Here is a 15,162-nt window from a genome sequence, read left to right on the forward strand (position 1 = left end):
ATGACTAATGACTAATGACTAATGACTAATGACTAATGACTAATGACTAATGACTAATGACTAATGACTAATGACTTAAATATCGAGTTGTTGCTGAGCGAGGTGATAGTAAAGTCCGCGTTCAGCCATCAATTCGTCGTGGTTGCCTTGTTCGGCTAAAATGCCTTTGTCTAGAACCAAAATGCGATCGGCATTACGCACCGTAGACAACCGATGAGCGATAATAAACGCAGTGCGATCGCGACTAATGCGAGCTAGATTTTGCTGAAACCTGCGCTCAGATTCGGTATCCAGCGAAGAAGTTGCTTCATCCAAAATCAAAATCCGGGGATCGCCCAAAAGAGCGCGGGCGATCGCAATTCGTTGTCGCTGGCCCCCAGACAAACTCGTTCCCCTTTCCCCCACAGGAGTTTGATAACCCAGCGGCATATCCTGTATAAAAGCGTGAGCTTCTGCTAGCTTCGCCACTTCTATCGCCTCTTCCAAACTTGTAGAATCAGCACCCTGCCCGTTTTTGTACAGCGTAATATTTTCCAAAATCGTTCCCGAAAACAAGAAACAATCTTGAGGTACAACACCCAACTGAACTCGCAGCGACTGCAAAGAAATGTGCCGAATATCGTGGCCGTCAACTGTCAGCCGCCCTTTTTCTGGATAATAGAAACCTTGCAGCAGTTTCACCAAAGTGCTCTTACCCGAACCGCTGCGGCCGACAATTGCCACAGTTTCTCCAGCTTGCACCTCAAAGCAAAGATTTTGCAGCGTATTGCGTTCCTCCTCCTGAGCATAACGGAAAGAAACATTGTCAAACTTAACGTTTCCCTGAATGCGAGGCAGCACCAGCATTGGCTTGTAAGGGCTTTCTTCAGGTTGGGCAGAGAATACATCATCCAAACGCTCGATCGAAACCAGCACTTCTTGAAACTCATCCCAAAGTCCCACCACTGAAAGCACAGGAGAAATTACGCTCCCAATCATCATATTAAAAGCAACAAATTGACCGATAGTCAACTCGTCTTGAATCACCAGCATTGCCCCGTACCACAGCAAAGCCGTGCTGCCCAAAGTATTAATCCCACCCCCGATCACCTGCAAAGAATTAGCCAACTTCTGCCCGCGAAATTTAGCATTAATCATGCAGGTTAATTGGTCTTCCCAGCGCCAGCGCATTTCTCGCTCAGCAGCAGTTGCCTTAACCGTCGCCACCCCAGTAATCATTTCCACCAAAGATGAATTTTGCTTGGCACTTTCGGTAAAAACCTCCCGCGAAACTTTTCGCAGGAATGGAGTTGCCACTAAAGTCAAAATCACGATCGGCGGAATCAACGCCAGCACCAACAAAGCCAGACGCCAGTTATAGTAAACCATCAGTCCGATGTAAACTACCGCCATCAAAGCATCCAACCAAGCCGTAATAGCTTGGCGAGTCAAAAATGCCTGAATTTTTTGATTTTCCTGAACCCGCGTCAAGATATCGCCCACCTGACGAGATTCAAAAAACTTGATCGGCAAACTGAGAGTGTGACTGATAAAGCCGCTAATTAAAGTCAGGTCAATGCGGTTCGACAAATAATCCAGCAAATACTGTCTCGTTGCACCCAACAGCGATCGCCAAACACTAAACAGCAGCAGTCCTAGCGCAAAAACGTGCAGAGTTACTACGCTTTTACTGACAACCACTTGGTCGAGAATTACTTGGGTAAATAGGGGAGTAACTAGCCCAAATATTTGGAGCAACAAGGAGAGGAGCAGAATTTGGGCGATCGCAGCGCGGTAGGGCCAGACTATGCCAACAAAATTTTTAAGTTTGATGCCTTGATGTTCGGCAGTGTGATTGCGGTATAGTTCCGCTGTCGGGTCTAAAATTAGGGCGTACCCTGTCCAGTTTTCGGTAAAACTTTTAACGCTCATCCACCGCTTGCCTGCAGCCGGATCGGCCACTAAAACCTGTTGATTTTTAAAGCGGTAAACTGCAACGTAGTGATTGCCTTGCCAGTGAGCAATCCAGGGATTTTGATTGCGGAGGGGAGTTAAAGAAGCTCGCACGGGACGAGCCTGAAATCCCATCCTTTCGGCTGCTTTTGCCAAACTTTTGAGAGAAGCACCACTGCGACCAACTTCTGCTAATTCACGCAAGTAATTCAGGCTGAATTTCTTACCCCAATACTCGCTAATCATGGCTAAGCAGGTGGCTCCACAATCTGCTGAACTTTGCTGTTGAATGAATGGGTGTCCGCTGCTCAACCAGCGCCGCTGCTTGGGTTTGGGAAAGCTGATGATTCCGGTTGTCGGTTTTTGCTGAGCAACTGCGGTTAATTTTGATGGCTCGGTTTGTGAGGTATATCTGGCATCCTGGGGCGGCGTTACTAAGCTTAAAATTGGAGGTTTGCGGATGATTTTAGGGCGGGAATTGCTTTCGGAACTAATTCGGGCTTGGGCGATTTCCCACTGTTGGCTGCTAAGCTGGTAAATTAGCAGATATGTTACCGCTATCCAGTCGCTCTGCACCTCTGAATTTCCCCAGTTACTACCGATAATTGGCGGTGCTTGACCTTGAATTTGGCCACTGCGGAGCCAAAAATGATTGTTGGAGTTTTGGCAGTGCTCACCGAGGGACACTCCGGCAGGAATTCGGCTTTCTTCTATGTAAGGAAGTAAGTGCGGCCACAGAAGCTGTTGTTGGTGGGGAGGGAGCGATCGCAAATCTGTTTGTGTCTTGAAAAATATTAACCGCTGTCGCTCTTGAAATTCTTGCTGCAAGTGCTGTTCCAGTTGCGGGAATTCCTCTAAAATAAGCTGCAATGTGGTGGCCGCAATTCGACCGATTTGGCAAGTGCCGGCTGCAATTGCCCTGTAAGGCAGTCCGCTTTCAATAAATAGGTTATCTGTCCCAAATATTGCCCCGACTTCCAGTACCACCGCCGAAATCTCCTCCTGTTGGGACGCTTCTACCGCTAGCAGCCTGACTCTTCCCTCGCAAACTAAATAAAAATTGCGATCGCTCTGTTCTTTTTCAACGAAATTGTTGCTATCTGATCTTTGATATTGAGTGATTTCATCTCCGAGCTGAAACTCGCAAATTTCACAGGCTGTATTTAATTTCGTCACTAATGTCGGTTCTGCACCGACTTCCTCGAAAATTTTCTGAATAGCCGGGAAATTTTCCAAGGCTTCTCGGGTTTTAAAAATGTGATTTTCAACCCCTAATTTTTTTTTCATAACTTACCCTGTTAAAAAATTGAAACAATTTTTTGGAATTACAACTAACCCCGTTATGAGCAATTTTTATTGGTTTAGTTGCAACCTAGTTGGCTTAAAAACTGTTTGTCGATATGTCCGACGAATACCCCTTAGTTACGACATCCCTTCAACGCCTTTAGGATATATAAAAATGCGTTTTTTCAGGATTGTGTGGTGATTACGTAAGTGTGGTTTTGGCTGGCTCCCAGTTTAACTTACAGAATCGTGATTTTGGCTACCTTTAAGGGCAATCTTTACCTAATCTTTATAAATTAACCGTATTATTACGGGTAATTATGAAGATTCTGTGAAGCTGGGCGAGGCAAATGTTGTGTCCGGTATAGGTATATATACGCAAAAATTTACGTTCAGGATTCAAAAAACCATCAATTTTCGACGCTTGTTGGTGAAGTCCAGGGCCCGATCATGGTAAAGAAATATTGATTGCTGTTAGTTTGTAGCAGCCATTCAAGCAATTAATTCACCATCGGGTCTGGGTATGTAACCCAGGGTAAAAGCATCTCAATCCGGCTTGACATAAGGACTCAGAGGAATCCAATGTAGAGTCAATGAAACAATAACGGAAAACTCTAATCATATAATTGTTGTCCATACCCGTCGGCTTCATTTTTGGTCGGAGACTACGTTTGTAAGCCGGTTCGCGATTGAGGGCATTGAAAGCAATGCGCCGGAGGAGAGAAAAATTATGGGGACTGTGGAAAGATCGAATGCCGCAAGAATCTTCTGCAAAAGTACAATAAACCTGTCCAGTGAGCCTGGTTTTCCATCCCCCAATCTTTTCGGATAGCTCGACCTAAAAGTTGAGCATCACTGTGTAAAAAAATCAGATAAAACTGAACTTCACGGGTAGCTTGATTCCAAAGATGACGCACCCGGGAAACCATAACAACACTCTGAATTTTTGCCCATATTCGAGGCTGGTAAAGAACTACAATGGCAGCAACTGGAACAGACCAGAATTGACGAATTGTTGTGGGATAATGTCTGTGAGTTGATGTTTCTTAGCCAGATGTGTTGGGTATTTGAGTTCTCCACAATGCTCCACTCAGCTCTGTTTAAGAGTTCCAATGAATGCTACTTCTGTATGCTTTCTCTGAGGAAGAAAACTTTTCTTGGTCTCGGCAGATTGAGTATCAAATCCTTCAGACATAAAACTTAACTTTTTGAGTTTTTAAACGGTCGTATTGTTGTTAGGATCGCGAATTAAATAATTTACACAAGGAAAGTGGGGAGTAGGGGTTGGGCGTCCCGCCCGCCCTTTCTGGACGGGCGGGACGCCCATCCCACAAGAACCATCAAAATTGTAAGTTATTTAATTCTCATTCCTTATCACACTTATCTTGCTCTGATGTCAAGTTCATATTATACCAGGTCACTTATGCTGATATTGTTTGATTTGTCAAGTTCATACTATACCAAATTAGATGACCTTACCCTGGGTATTTGACACTCCCCGGCACATCTTAGCCGTATCATCTGTTGTTTAGTTCACCCTACTTCATGCCCTTTCACCTGAGTTCGGCTCAGTCAAGGCAACTGCTAGTAATTGAGCAGCCTGCACGTTACTCATTGCGACTTCCCAAATGCCTTTTGCACAATAGCTGTAAAAGTTACGAACAGGCAGAAACAATGAAAGCTACTGGTAAGGTGTATACAATTGATTTGGCTGGAAATCACTATCAAAACCCTCGGTACTTGCAAAGTCGGGCGAGGATTAACTCCCTCATCGACCATTATATGTCATTGGAAGTTTTGAGCGATCGACTTTCGGATCTACCCCAGCAATTTTCCACCCCGCATCCCCGCCCTTGGGAACCCATAGATTGGCAAGGAATCAAGCGCGACCAAATTATTGGTGTCAAGCCAGAAATCTTTTTGCAAATTTTGGCAAGTGCGGCAGAAATTGAAGCTCCCATCCGCAGCTACGGTAGAGAAAGTTGGTGCTACTTACAGCATATTTACCCGCAGATGGCGCGGTTTATGGGAGGAATTTTTGATGACAACGGCAACATTCTAGAGATAGGTGTCTGGGAAAAAGAAGAACGCCAACATTGCCCGACATTTAGGAAAATTTACCAGCAACTTACAGCAGAAAAACTGCAAGTTAAACCGAACTCTGTTAATGGCTGTCAATCCACAGGTGACGCTTGGCAAGATACCTACAAACACGTGATTAGTCGCCTGAGTACCGAGTTGGGAGCTACTTCTGTTTATTTATGGTTGATGGTACACTCAACAGGAGCGTTGCAACAGGCAATTTCCCAGCCTTTACAGGATGAGATCAATCATTTGGCTAAGTTTTGGGGTTTCAGCCGCTGGGCTTTCTCCCAGAGTTATTTCAATCAACTGAAAGGCTCTACCAAAAACCTGATTGCTTTGCTGAAACACCATCAGATTGAACGCACGCACGGTAACGATGTGTTTAATAATTCACTCAGTCTCAAACAGCTTTCTTTGGTGTTGGAATTGACTTTTACATTCACGCGAGTGATGGTGCGGCTGCGGCGCTGGAACCGCGAGCTCAGTCGCAGTTATCTCAGACATTTGTTTGGCACTGCGCCGATGGTTGATGCACCGCGCCATGTTGCTTAAATCTGAGATATTGCACGAGTTTAATGAACAGGCAAGATGCCTGTTCCACTCATAGTTCAATTTTATTGTGCGGTAAGGTGTGCCATAAGCACCCAGCTATGTTAAAGTGCTGACATATCTACTCGTTTTAATCTTGAAGAATACAGCGTATGAATCAAAGTTTAATGAATATGTAACGATCGCACTTAAAAGACCATCAAAATTAAAAAGTACCTTAAATCATGCAAATTACGATCGACCTTCCCGACAATCTCCCCCTGACTGAAGCCGATGTGAGGATAGAATTGGCGATCGTACTTTATCAGCAGCACAGCCTCAGTCTCGATCGATCCGCTCAACTTGCTGTAATGTCTGTGGACGACTTCTACCAACTATTAATCAGTCGCCATATTGTCACCCCGCCCGCAGAGCCCGATGACGAGCCTGCCGAACTCGTCTTAGCCAGCCTCCGTAACTCCCTCCAGCAAATTAAAGAAGGTAAATTACATCCTATTGCCGAACTGTGGGATGGTATTGATGACTGACTGAAAGCATCCAGGATACCCGCCACGTGATTCATACGTCCAGAAATAAAAAACGTGTATCCGATGAAACTTGCCGAACGTATTTATCCGTGGGGTCAATGCTTCAATGCTTCAATCTAAAATCTAAAATCTAAAATCGATTGACGAGACACCCCAAATCCAGATTCTATTTTCCGATGAGTTCAAAACACCTATGCGTAAGTCCTGTTTGTGCTAAAATTGAGAACAGAATTTAAAGGGAAAATGCCATGTCAAAACAAGACATCGCTAAGATCGTGAAGCTCGAACCTGGTAAGCGATGCGGTAAACCTTGTATTCGAGGCATGAGAATTACGGTTGATAACCTGTTGGAATATCTTGCTTCTGGGATGAAGGATCGAGAAATCCTAGATAATTTCCCCTATTTCACACAACAGGATATTTTGGCTTATTTGAGTTTTTCGTAAGAGGTAAGTATGTCAACAACTGCGATCGACATCGGCACGCTGGTTGTCAGTACGCCTGAAACCTGTGGAGGGCGTCCCCGCATTGCGGGAACTAGAATTTCTATCGCTCAAATTGCCGTTTGGCATCAACAAGGGATGAGCCCAGAAGCAATACTTGAAGAAATTTCCTATTTAAATTTAGCACAAATTTATGCAGCGCTATCTTACTATCACGCTAACCGCAATGAAATTGAGGCTGATTTAGCTGCCGAATTAGCTGAGTACGAGCGATTGGAAGCCGATCGCAGGGCTGGGAGAATTTAATGAGCCAGATTCGTTTGTATTTAGATGAAGATACGCTCAGAAAAGCTTTCGTGCAAGCCTTGCGAGAAAATGGGATTGATGTAGTAAGTGTTTCAGAGGCCAATAATTTAGGGCGTATAGATGAAGAACAATTGATATGGGCAACAGAGCAAGGTCGAGTCATTTATACTTTTAATAGTCGAGATTTCTGTCGGCTGCACGGGAGCTTTCTTGCAGTAGGTAAAAGTCATGCAGGAATTATTGTTGTGCCGCGACAAAGTTATTCTGTCGGCGAACAGTTGCGCGGTTTGTTGAATTTGATTGGTAGCAAGTCTGGGGAAGAAATGATGAATCAACTGGAATTTTTAGGTACTTACATCAGGCCTGAATAAAGGCATCTAATATTAGGTACGAGCGATCGCTGGTAATATACGGTTGAACGATCGATCGCGTTTAAAAAAGCAACCAAATTCATAATCACGCTAGGCCGATCGGGCGTCATTTTCAAGTTTTATGGTTTAGCTTGTGGTTCCCACTTACAGATAGACTCTGGCTTGAGAGGACAAGTCTTGGGTGCGATCGGATTTCCACTGAGATGGAGTTCTCTCAGGTTAGTCAAGGATTCCAACGGTTTGATGTCGCTGATTTGATTGTCGCTAAGGGAGAGCAATCTCAGGTTAGTCAAGGATTCTAGCGGTTTGATGTCGATGATTTGATTGTCGCTAAGGGTGAGCCAGTCAAGGGTAGTCAAGGATGCTAGCGGTTTGATGTCGCTGATTTGATTGTCGCCAAGGGTGAGCAAAGTCAGGTTAGTCAAGGATGCTAGCGGTTTGATGTCAGTGATTTGATTGTTGGCCAGGGCGATCATAGTCAGGTTAGTCAAGGATTCTAGCGGTTTGATGTCGTTGATTTGATTGTTGGCGAGCCCGATCACAGTCAGGTTAGTCAAGGATTCTAGCGGTTTGATGTCAGTGATTTGATTGTTGGCGAACCCGATCGCAGTCAGGTTAGTCAAGGATTCTAGCGGTTTGATGTCAGTGATTTGATTGTTGTCGAGCCAGAACCAAGTCAGTTTAGTCAAGGATGCTAGTGGTTTGATGTCGCTGATTTGATTGCTCATGAGCATGAGCCGAGTCAGGTTAGTCAAGGACTCTAGCGGTTGGATGTTGCTGATTTTATTGTCAATGAGTCTGAGTCCCGTGAGACTCGAAAGTTTCCGATCGGCCGCATCGCACTCAGTAGTCTCAGCTTTCTGCAACAGCACATCAACAGTATGTTTAATTTCAGGACTCAAAGAAGCTTTTTGGCGACACCAATCGGCAAATGTTCGTCTACTATTTCCCGGTTGCGTCTGTGCAACTTCGGCGGAAAGTAGATTCCCAGATAACGCTACGATCGCACAACAAGCAACTACGATTAACTTTCGTAAATTCATGTGTTTCTGTGCAACTATAATTTTCATCATTTTGTATCTCTAATTTTCCGAATACACAACGGCAGGTTTGCAAACTGTCACGATACTGCCATAAAGTTGTAAAATAACTGCGATATTAAACTTATAGCCAATAATTTTATCTCCATAAACTGAGGAAAATACCCTATGAACAGCCCAGCATCTTACGCATCATCTCAACTGACCGATCGCGAACGCGCGAACCTCAGCAAGCTAATCGATTACAGTTCCATTCGAGCGATACCCGAAATTTGGGCGATCGTCAAACAAAAATTCGGTCAAACCGTCGCCCTCCACGACCCCCACAGCCAGCCAGAAATCAAACTCACCTACACCGACCTCTACCAACAAATCCAGCAATTCGCCGCCGGCCTCCAAGCCCTCGGCATTGAACCAAATCCAGCAGAAGCAGTCCCTCCCCGCGTCGCCCTCTTCGCAGACAACAGCCCCCGCTGGCTGATAGCCGACCAAGGTATCATGATGGCCGGGGCCGCCAACGTGGTTCGAGGTGCCACCGCCGACCCTCAAGAACTCCTATACATCATCCAAGACAGCGGCAGCACCGCCTTGGTAGTCGAAAACCTGGCATTACTGAAAAAACTGCAACACCGCCTCCCTGATTTGCCCATTCAACTCATCGTCCTCCTCTCCGACGAAGAACCAGAAACCAGCCAAACCCTAAACACAGTCAAATTTTCCCAAGTCATGACCACAGGGGCCAACCGTCCCCTCAAACCCTCCAACCACAGCCAGCAAACCCTCGCCACCCTCCTCTACACCAGCGGCACCACAGGTAAACCCAAAGGCGTCATGCTGACTCACGGCAACCTGCTGCACCAAGTCACAACCTTCGGCACAATTCTCCAGCCCGAACCGGGCGACTCTGCACTCAGCATCCTGCCCAGTTGGCACGCCTACGAACGCAGCGTCGAATACTTCCTGCTTTCCCAGGGATGCACCCAAATTTACACCAATATTCGCTATTTCAAACAAGACTTTAAAAGTTGCAAACCCCAGTACATGGTCAGTGTTCCGCGCATCTGGGAATCGATTTATGAGGCCGTACAAAAGCAGTTTCGGGAACAGCCGCCTAACAAACAAAAATTGGTGAATTTCCTGTTATCTTCCAGCCAGCAATACATCGAGGCGCGCCGCATTTTCCAAGGATTAACTCTTAGTTTGAAACCGGCTTCTGCTTCCGAAAAACTAATCGCCCGCACCAAAAGCATTCTGTTGTCGCCCGTACACGCCCTCGCCGAAAAACTGGTTTACAAAAAAGTCAGGGAAGCTACAGGGGGACGCTTAAAATGGGCGATTAGTGGCGGCGGTTCTTTGGCTACGCATTTAGACAATTTCTTTGAAATAGCGAATATCGGCTTGTTGGTAGGATACGGTTTAACCGAAACTTCGCCGGTTTTAACTGTGCGCCGCCCTTGGCACAATCTTAAAGGTTCCGCAGGACAGCCCATTGCCCATACGGAAATTAAAATAGTAGACCCAGAAACCAGACAGCAACTGCCCACAGGCCAGCGCGGCTTGGTATTGGGCCGCGGGCCACAAATCATGGCAGGTTATTATCTTAATCCCCAAGCGACTGAATCGGCGATCGACTCCGAAGGCTGGTTCGACACCGGGGATTTGGGCTGGCTGACACCGGGAAACGACTTAATCTTGACCGGGCGGGCCAAAGATACGATCGTCCTCAGCAATGGCGAAAACATCGAACCTCAGCCCATAGAAGACGCCTGCGTCCGCAGCCCCTACATCGACCAAATTATGCTAGTAGGTCAAGACCAGAAATCCGTCGGCGCCTTAATTGTCCCCAATGCAGAAGCCGTGCAGAAATGGGCAGAAACTCAGAATCCCCCATTACACGAAATTGACTGGAATAGCAAGACAATTCAAGATTTATTCCGTAAAGAATTGAACCGAGAGGTGCAAAATCGCCCTGGATACCGCGCGGACGATCGCATCGGCCCGTTCCGGTTGATTCAGGAGCCATTTTCGATCGAGAATGGAATGTTGACCCAGACCCTGAAAATTAAGCGCCCGGTTGTGACGCAACACTACCGCGATATGATTGACGGGATGTTTTGAAATATTCGCAGGACTTGGGGAATGGAAAAGAAAAAATTATCCCAACACCCGAGTCCGGAGTCCGAGTCCTCAGTCCTGGGCCATTAGTTCATATTTACCAACTAATGGCCCAGGACTAATGCCTAATTCCTAATTGACAAGCAACAACTTTATGGAACCACAATTACTCTTGAAGCGATCGATTAACGTTAAAGTCGTCGTTACTCCCCGCTGGAAAGAAGAAGCTCAACAGCAACTCCAAGCCCAAATCAACCAAATAGACTCTCAGCTACAACAGTTAGAAATGCAAGGGCAGCGGATGATTTCTGAAATCCAAAAGCAAAATCTGCAGCCCCCAGGCCCGCAAGTAATGCAGCAAATAGAAAACATTCAAGTGCAGGTGAATCAAAGAAAAAGCGAACTGCTAGAACAGAAAAACCAAAACCTGCAACAGCTTCAGCAAGTGCTAGACCTAGACCTAGAACAAGAAGTGAGTCAAGGTCAAATTGACGGCACATTCACTGTCGGGCTCGGAGAAAACTTGATTCAAAAAATGCAAGTAGAAATTCTCCTCCGCGACGGCATAGTCGAAGAAATTCGAGGTGATATTTAGAAATTGGTAAGTGGTAATTGGCGATCGGTAATTGGCAAGTGATTTTGAGTCAACAGTCACACATCAAGAATGCGAGAGACTGGCATAATAATAAGTATTGCCGGTGGCCGATCGCCAATTATCAATTGCCAAATACCGATTACCTATTACCAACACAAAAGGACTTTTTACAGATGATTCGCGAAGTTTTCATGCCAGCCCTGAGTTCTACCATGACAGAGGGCAAAATTGTTTCCTGGGTCAAATCCGCCGGAGACAAAGTAGAAAAAGGCGAAACGGTGGTAGTGGTTGAATCCGACAAAGCCGACATGGATGTCGAGTCTTTCTACGAAGGCTATTTAGCAATAATTATCGTACCTGCGGGCGAAGTTGCTCCGGTGGGAGCGGCAATCGCCCTGGTAGCAGAAACAGAAGCCGAAATCGCCGCAGCTCAGCAGCAAGGATCCGCCGCCCCAACCGCAGCCGCCGCCCCCGCTCCCAGCCCCGCTCCTGTGAGCGCTGCTACATCCTCAGCAGGTTTGCAGCAAAATGTCAGCCGCCAAAACGGCCGCAGCGTCGTTTCTCCCCGCGCTCGCAAGTTAGCCAAAGAGTTTAAAGTAGATTTGAATTCTATCAAAGGCAGCGGGCCCAACGGTCGCATTGTCGCAGAGGATGTGGAAGCAGCAGCCGGAAAAGCCCAACCAGCTCCGGTTCAACAACCGGTAACAGTCCCCGCAGCACCCGCCCCCGCCCCCGCAGCACCCGCCCCCGCAGCAGCCAAACCCGCACCCGCACCAGTCCCGGCGGTGGCACTTTCCGGCCAAAGAGTACCGATGAATGCGCTGCAAAATGCGGTGGTGCGGAATATGGAAGCAAGTTTGAGCGTGCCGTCTTTCCGCGTGGGTTACACAATTACTACTGATAATCTGGACAAACTCTACAAACAAATTAAGTCGAAGGGCGTCACGATGACGGCTATGCTGGCGAAGGCTGTAGCAGTAACTTTACAAAAACATCCTCTGCTGAATGCTTCTTATGTGGAGTCGGGAATTCAATACCGCGCTGATATTAATGTGGCGGTAGCGGTGGCGATGGATGGCGGTGGTTTGATTACGCCGGTGCTGCAAAATGCTGATCGCCTCGATATTTATTCGCTCTCGCGCACTTGGAAGGATTTAGTCGATCGCGCCCGCACCAAGCAGTTGAAGCCTGATGAATACAGCACGGGGACTTTTACTCTTTCCAATTTGGGAATGTTTGGAGTAGACAAGTTTGACGCGATTTTGCCGCCGAATCAAGGCTCGATTTTGGCGATCGGCTCTTCGCGGCCGCAAGTAGTGGCTAATGAAGATGGTTTGATGGGAGTGAAGCGCCAAATGCAGGTGAATATTACTTGCGATCACCGGATTATTTACGGTGCTGATGCTGCGTCTTTCTTGCAAGATTTAGCGAAATTGATTGAGACAAATCCTCAGTCTTTGACGCTTTAGCGATCGTCTAAATCCCCCTTTTACTCTTATTGGCAGGAAAGGGGGATTTAGACTTAGCTTTTAATGAGATGTCTAATTTCGGAATGATTTTACCGCAGAGACCGCAGAGGACACAGAGGAAGAGAAGAGAGAGATGAATAATTCCGATACTAACGGATTTGATATTATTCATTAATACGATGAAAGTGCAAGTTTTGTCTATTAAACCTGCGAGGAAACCTAATACTCACGAGGTTTGGCTGTCAGTTGGTACGGATACACACAAATTTATTTTTACCACAGAAGTCAATAGAGTTGGAACACATTTAGTTCAGACTACTCGCGGTGAGCGCACTTTTTCAGAAGTTTTCCGATTTAATCAGCGGGTAGCGATGAAGGTGACAAATCTCGTGGTTAAATATTACAATCAAGAAACTGTCGAACTTCCGGCAGATGTTGGCGTTTTTGTCACTCCAGAAACAGCTTTATCGAAGCAAAAGTCATTTGAAATTAGCAGTTTAGCAAACACTGACTCGCAGCAATCAAAAGCAGTCGATCGAGAAACCCGTCAAAGGGCGATCGCGATTGTTGAGAAGTTACCGGAAGCTGTGCTTGATGAAGCTGTTAAGTTTCTCGAATCTTTGTATGTTAAGGGCGAACCCGTGGAGTAGCGATCGTACTTTTTGTTGTGAGAAATTTAGCCACGTTTCGCACAGTGTAAATATACAGTCAACCACCAACTAATTACTCGATCGCACAGTCAAAACTTGGGGCGGCGTCGCATCCGGGGGATACAAGAAATCCACCTGCACCAAACGCCGTTCCCCCGGCTTCATATTCACATTAACCAAAGGTTCCCCCTGCTGTCCCCTGCGCTGCACAATGTGAATGTAGCGCGTCAAAGTCTTGCCCGTATCATCCTTAAACATCACCCGCACCGTACCTCGGAAAAATATCCGATTTTCAGGAGGGTCATAAAACATCAATCCCCCCGATTCTGTATTTGCTTTGATCGGTGTTTGCATTTTAATGCTAACAGATTGAGACTCACGAGATTTGTTGTAAAGCGGAAAAGTTAAGTTGTATTGAATGCCGTAATTACCGTGAGCAAAGTAAGCAGTATCGGGATAGCGAGCTAACATTTTAGCGCTTTGAATTTGACCTGTGCCAAAAGTACCCGTATCCGTTGTGCTCAAAGCATAGGAAAATGACTCGCCGCGCTTGGGAATAGTTAAATAATCGGTTCTCGAATTGTCCGTAATTTTAGCTTGCCACTGGGAACCCTCAGCTACTCCCGCCACGCGGCCATAAATTTTTTGCACTGGATTTTCGCCTCTGGGAGTTGGTGCTAAATCTCTTGGCCCCGCTAAACCTTTGGTATTTAAAATATTTTCCCACTGTTCTAATGTGGGATATTGTTCGACTCCTTCTTGAGTTGTAGGAGCAAACATTGCTAATGATGCTACATAAACCGAATTGCTGCTCGACATTCGCATCAAGGTCGATCGACCGTTGGAAGAAGGCGTGACATTCCCCACAGGTATCGGCAAATTCATCAGCATTCGGCTCTGATTGCCCGGAATCTCGATCGCAGCGGGCAAAATGGCTTGTCTGTATCCCCGCAGCACATCGCTCGTGATGCGGCTGCCAGGCCCCGCAAACACAGTGCCGAATCGATTTTCTAAATAGTTCGGCAAATCGACAAACAAAGCATCGGGCCGAGTTAAATAACTCGCTCCTTGTAATATTTTTAAAGTGACAGGTTCGGAATTGGGATTGTGAACGATAATGCCTTGAAATAAGGTGCGAGTTTGGTCGCGATTTTTGGCCTTGGCGATGTGGTGGGCGAAGATGTCAAATCGGCCTTTGAAGGCAAAGTTTAAATGAGCCGAAGGTACTTGTTTTGATTCCTGGGGAAATGTCGAGAGCAAAATGCCTTCGGTTTGCACGACTTCCGGGCTGTTACTGTTGAAAACCGGGATGTTGTCGAGTTGTCCCGGTAAAACGCGCACTTGTTGGGGCACAGTTATCGTTTTTAGCAAGCTGCTGCTGGGCTGTGGCGGTAAATCCAGTTCGTTTTCGGGTAGGGGGACTTCTGGCTGGATCAGCAGTTGCTGTTGGGCGGGAGGTGCGGCGATTGTTTGAGCGAGGGGGAAAATTGGCAAAAACATTGCTGTGAGCGCGTTTAACTGAACTTGTGTTGATATTGGGTCGATCCTCTTCGTTGGCCTAGCCCCCGTAGGGGCGGGCTCCGCTAACGGGCGATCGACACAAAACTTTACCACAAGTTGGTTGATGTGTTTGAGGAATTTTGGATTTTAGCACAGACGTGGCGCTCAGCTTTCGATCGCACCTTCCTGATACCAATTTAATGTGAAGTTGCACAGATATCGATCCCCCTAAATCCCCCTTAAAAAGGGGAGTAGGGGTTGACTTCAAGAAGCTTCCGGTCCCCCCCTTCTTAAGG

General features: G+C 46.5%; 13 protein-coding genes. 9 read left to right on the plus strand and 4 right to left on the minus strand.

Annotated features, from left to right (window positions below; all coding sequences use genetic code 11):
• Positions 1-75: 75 nt before the first annotated feature.
• Complete coding sequence (locus tag QUA16_RS31645) at positions 76-3,219, minus strand: peptidase domain-containing ABC transporter (RefSeq protein ID WP_333108249.1); 3,144 nt, start codon at positions 3,217-3,219, stop codon at positions 76-78.
• Positions 3,220-4,890: 1,671 nt separating this feature from the next.
• Between QUA16_RS31645 and QUA16_RS31650 the strand changes: the two genes are divergently transcribed.
• The 5 genes from QUA16_RS31650 to QUA16_RS31670 all read left to right on the plus strand — a co-directional run bounded on the left by QUA16_RS31650 (position 4,891) and on the right by QUA16_RS31670 (position 7,497).
• Positions 4,891-5,853 carry a hypothetical protein gene (locus tag QUA16_RS31650; protein ID WP_333181628.1) on the plus strand — a complete coding sequence of 321 codons (963 nt, stop codon included), beginning with the start codon at positions 4,891-4,893 and terminating at the stop codon, positions 5,851-5,853.
• Positions 5,854-6,074: 221 nt separating this feature from the next.
• Complete coding sequence (locus tag QUA16_RS31655) at positions 6,075-6,377, plus strand: UPF0175 family protein (RefSeq protein WP_333108251.1); 303 nt, start codon at positions 6,075-6,077, stop codon at positions 6,375-6,377.
• Between the two features lie 248 nt (positions 6,378-6,625).
• Positions 6,626-6,823 carry a DUF433 domain-containing protein gene (locus QUA16_RS31660; RefSeq protein WP_333108253.1) on the plus strand — a complete coding sequence of 66 codons (198 nt, stop codon included), beginning with the start codon at positions 6,626-6,628 and terminating at the stop codon, positions 6,821-6,823.
• A 9-nt stretch (positions 6,824-6,832) separates the two neighbouring features.
• Complete coding sequence (locus QUA16_RS31665) at positions 6,833-7,126, plus strand: DUF433 domain-containing protein (RefSeq protein ID WP_333108254.1); 294 nt, start codon at positions 6,833-6,835, stop codon at positions 7,124-7,126.
• The gene (locus tag QUA16_RS31670; RefSeq protein ID WP_333108255.1) at positions 7,126-7,497 is read left to right on the plus strand and encodes a DUF5615 family PIN-like protein; all 372 of its coding nucleotides are present in this window, start codon (positions 7,126-7,128) and stop codon (positions 7,495-7,497) included. Before QUA16_RS31665 ends, QUA16_RS31670 begins: the two co-directional genes overlap by 1 nt.
• 119 nt (positions 7,498-7,616) lie before the next feature.
• Here QUA16_RS31670 and QUA16_RS31675 read toward each other — a convergent pair whose 3' ends face one another.
• Complete coding sequence (locus QUA16_RS31675) at positions 7,617-8,570, minus strand: leucine-rich repeat domain-containing protein (protein ID WP_333108257.1); 954 nt, start codon at positions 8,568-8,570, stop codon at positions 7,617-7,619.
• A gap of 135 nt (positions 8,571-8,705) precedes the next feature.
• Here QUA16_RS31675 and QUA16_RS31680 point away from each other — a divergent pair, with 135 nt between their 5' ends.
• The 4 genes from QUA16_RS31680 (at position 8,706) to QUA16_RS31695 (ending at position 13,366) form a co-directional block, all read left to right on the plus strand.
• Positions 8,706-10,655 (plus strand): long-chain fatty acid--CoA ligase, encoded by a 1,950-nt coding sequence (locus tag QUA16_RS31680; protein WP_333108258.1) that lies wholly within the window; start codon positions 8,706-8,708, stop codon positions 10,653-10,655.
• Between the two features lie 151 nt (positions 10,656-10,806).
• Positions 10,807-11,247 (plus strand): YlqD family protein, encoded by a 441-nt coding sequence (locus QUA16_RS31685; protein ID WP_333108260.1) that lies wholly within the window; start codon positions 10,807-10,809, stop codon positions 11,245-11,247.
• A 173-nt stretch (positions 11,248-11,420) separates the two neighbouring features.
• On the plus strand, positions 11,421-12,716 hold the full coding sequence (locus QUA16_RS31690) for a dihydrolipoamide acetyltransferase family protein (protein ID WP_333108264.1): 1,296 nt from the start codon (positions 11,421-11,423) through the stop codon (positions 12,714-12,716).
• 179 nt (positions 12,717-12,895) lie between these two features.
• Positions 12,896-13,366 (plus strand): hypothetical protein, encoded by a 471-nt coding sequence (locus QUA16_RS31695; RefSeq protein ID WP_333181630.1) that lies wholly within the window; start codon positions 12,896-12,898, stop codon positions 13,364-13,366.
• Positions 13,367-13,435: 69 nt separating this feature from the next.
• On the opposite strand, the gene QUA16_RS31700 is transcribed toward QUA16_RS31695, so the two are convergent.
• A complete protein-coding gene (locus QUA16_RS31700; RefSeq protein WP_333108262.1) occupies positions 13,436-14,866 on the minus strand; it encodes a DUF3370 domain-containing protein in 1,431 nt (476 codons plus the stop codon).
• Between the two features lie 58 nt (positions 14,867-14,924).
• On the minus strand, positions 14,925-15,162 hold a 238-nt coding region (locus QUA16_RS31705), incomplete at its 5' end, for a hypothetical protein (protein WP_333108263.1).

The sequence above is a fragment of the Microcoleus sp. S13_C3 genome (assembly GCF_036700905.1).
GTDB lineage: Bacteria > Cyanobacteriota > Cyanobacteriia > Cyanobacteriales > Microcoleaceae > Microcoleus.

Excerpts from the sequence above, each read along its gene's own strand:
- QUA16_RS31645 (WP_333108249.1), bottom strand. The coding sequence starts at position 3,219 with ATGAAAAAAAAATTAGGGGTTGAAAATCACATTTTTAAAACCCGAGAA.
- QUA16_RS31650 (WP_333181628.1), top strand. The coding sequence starts at position 4,891 with ATGAAAGCTACTGGTAAGGTGTATACAATTGATTTGGCTGGAAATCAC.
- QUA16_RS31655 (WP_333108251.1), top strand. The coding sequence starts at position 6,075 with ATGCAAATTACGATCGACCTTCCCGACAATCTCCCCCTGACTGAAGCC.
- QUA16_RS31660 (WP_333108253.1), top strand. The coding sequence starts at position 6,626 with ATGTCAAAACAAGACATCGCTAAGATCGTGAAGCTCGAACCTGGTAAG.
- QUA16_RS31665 (WP_333108254.1), top strand. The coding sequence starts at position 6,833 with ATGTCAACAACTGCGATCGACATCGGCACGCTGGTTGTCAGTACGCCT.
- QUA16_RS31670 (WP_333108255.1), top strand. The coding sequence starts at position 7,126 with ATGAGCCAGATTCGTTTGTATTTAGATGAAGATACGCTCAGAAAAGCT.
- QUA16_RS31675 (WP_333108257.1), bottom strand. The coding sequence starts at position 8,570 with ATGATGAAAATTATAGTTGCACAGAAACACATGAATTTACGAAAGTTA.
- QUA16_RS31680 (WP_333108258.1), top strand. The coding sequence starts at position 8,706 with ATGAACAGCCCAGCATCTTACGCATCATCTCAACTGACCGATCGCGAA.
- QUA16_RS31685 (WP_333108260.1), top strand. The coding sequence starts at position 10,807 with ATGGAACCACAATTACTCTTGAAGCGATCGATTAACGTTAAAGTCGTC.
- QUA16_RS31690 (WP_333108264.1), top strand. The coding sequence starts at position 11,421 with ATGATTCGCGAAGTTTTCATGCCAGCCCTGAGTTCTACCATGACAGAG.
- QUA16_RS31695 (WP_333181630.1), top strand. The coding sequence starts at position 12,896 with ATGAAAGTGCAAGTTTTGTCTATTAAACCTGCGAGGAAACCTAATACT.
- QUA16_RS31700 (WP_333108262.1), bottom strand. The coding sequence starts at position 14,866 with ATGTTTTTGCCAATTTTCCCCCTCGCTCAAACAATCGCCGCACCTCCC.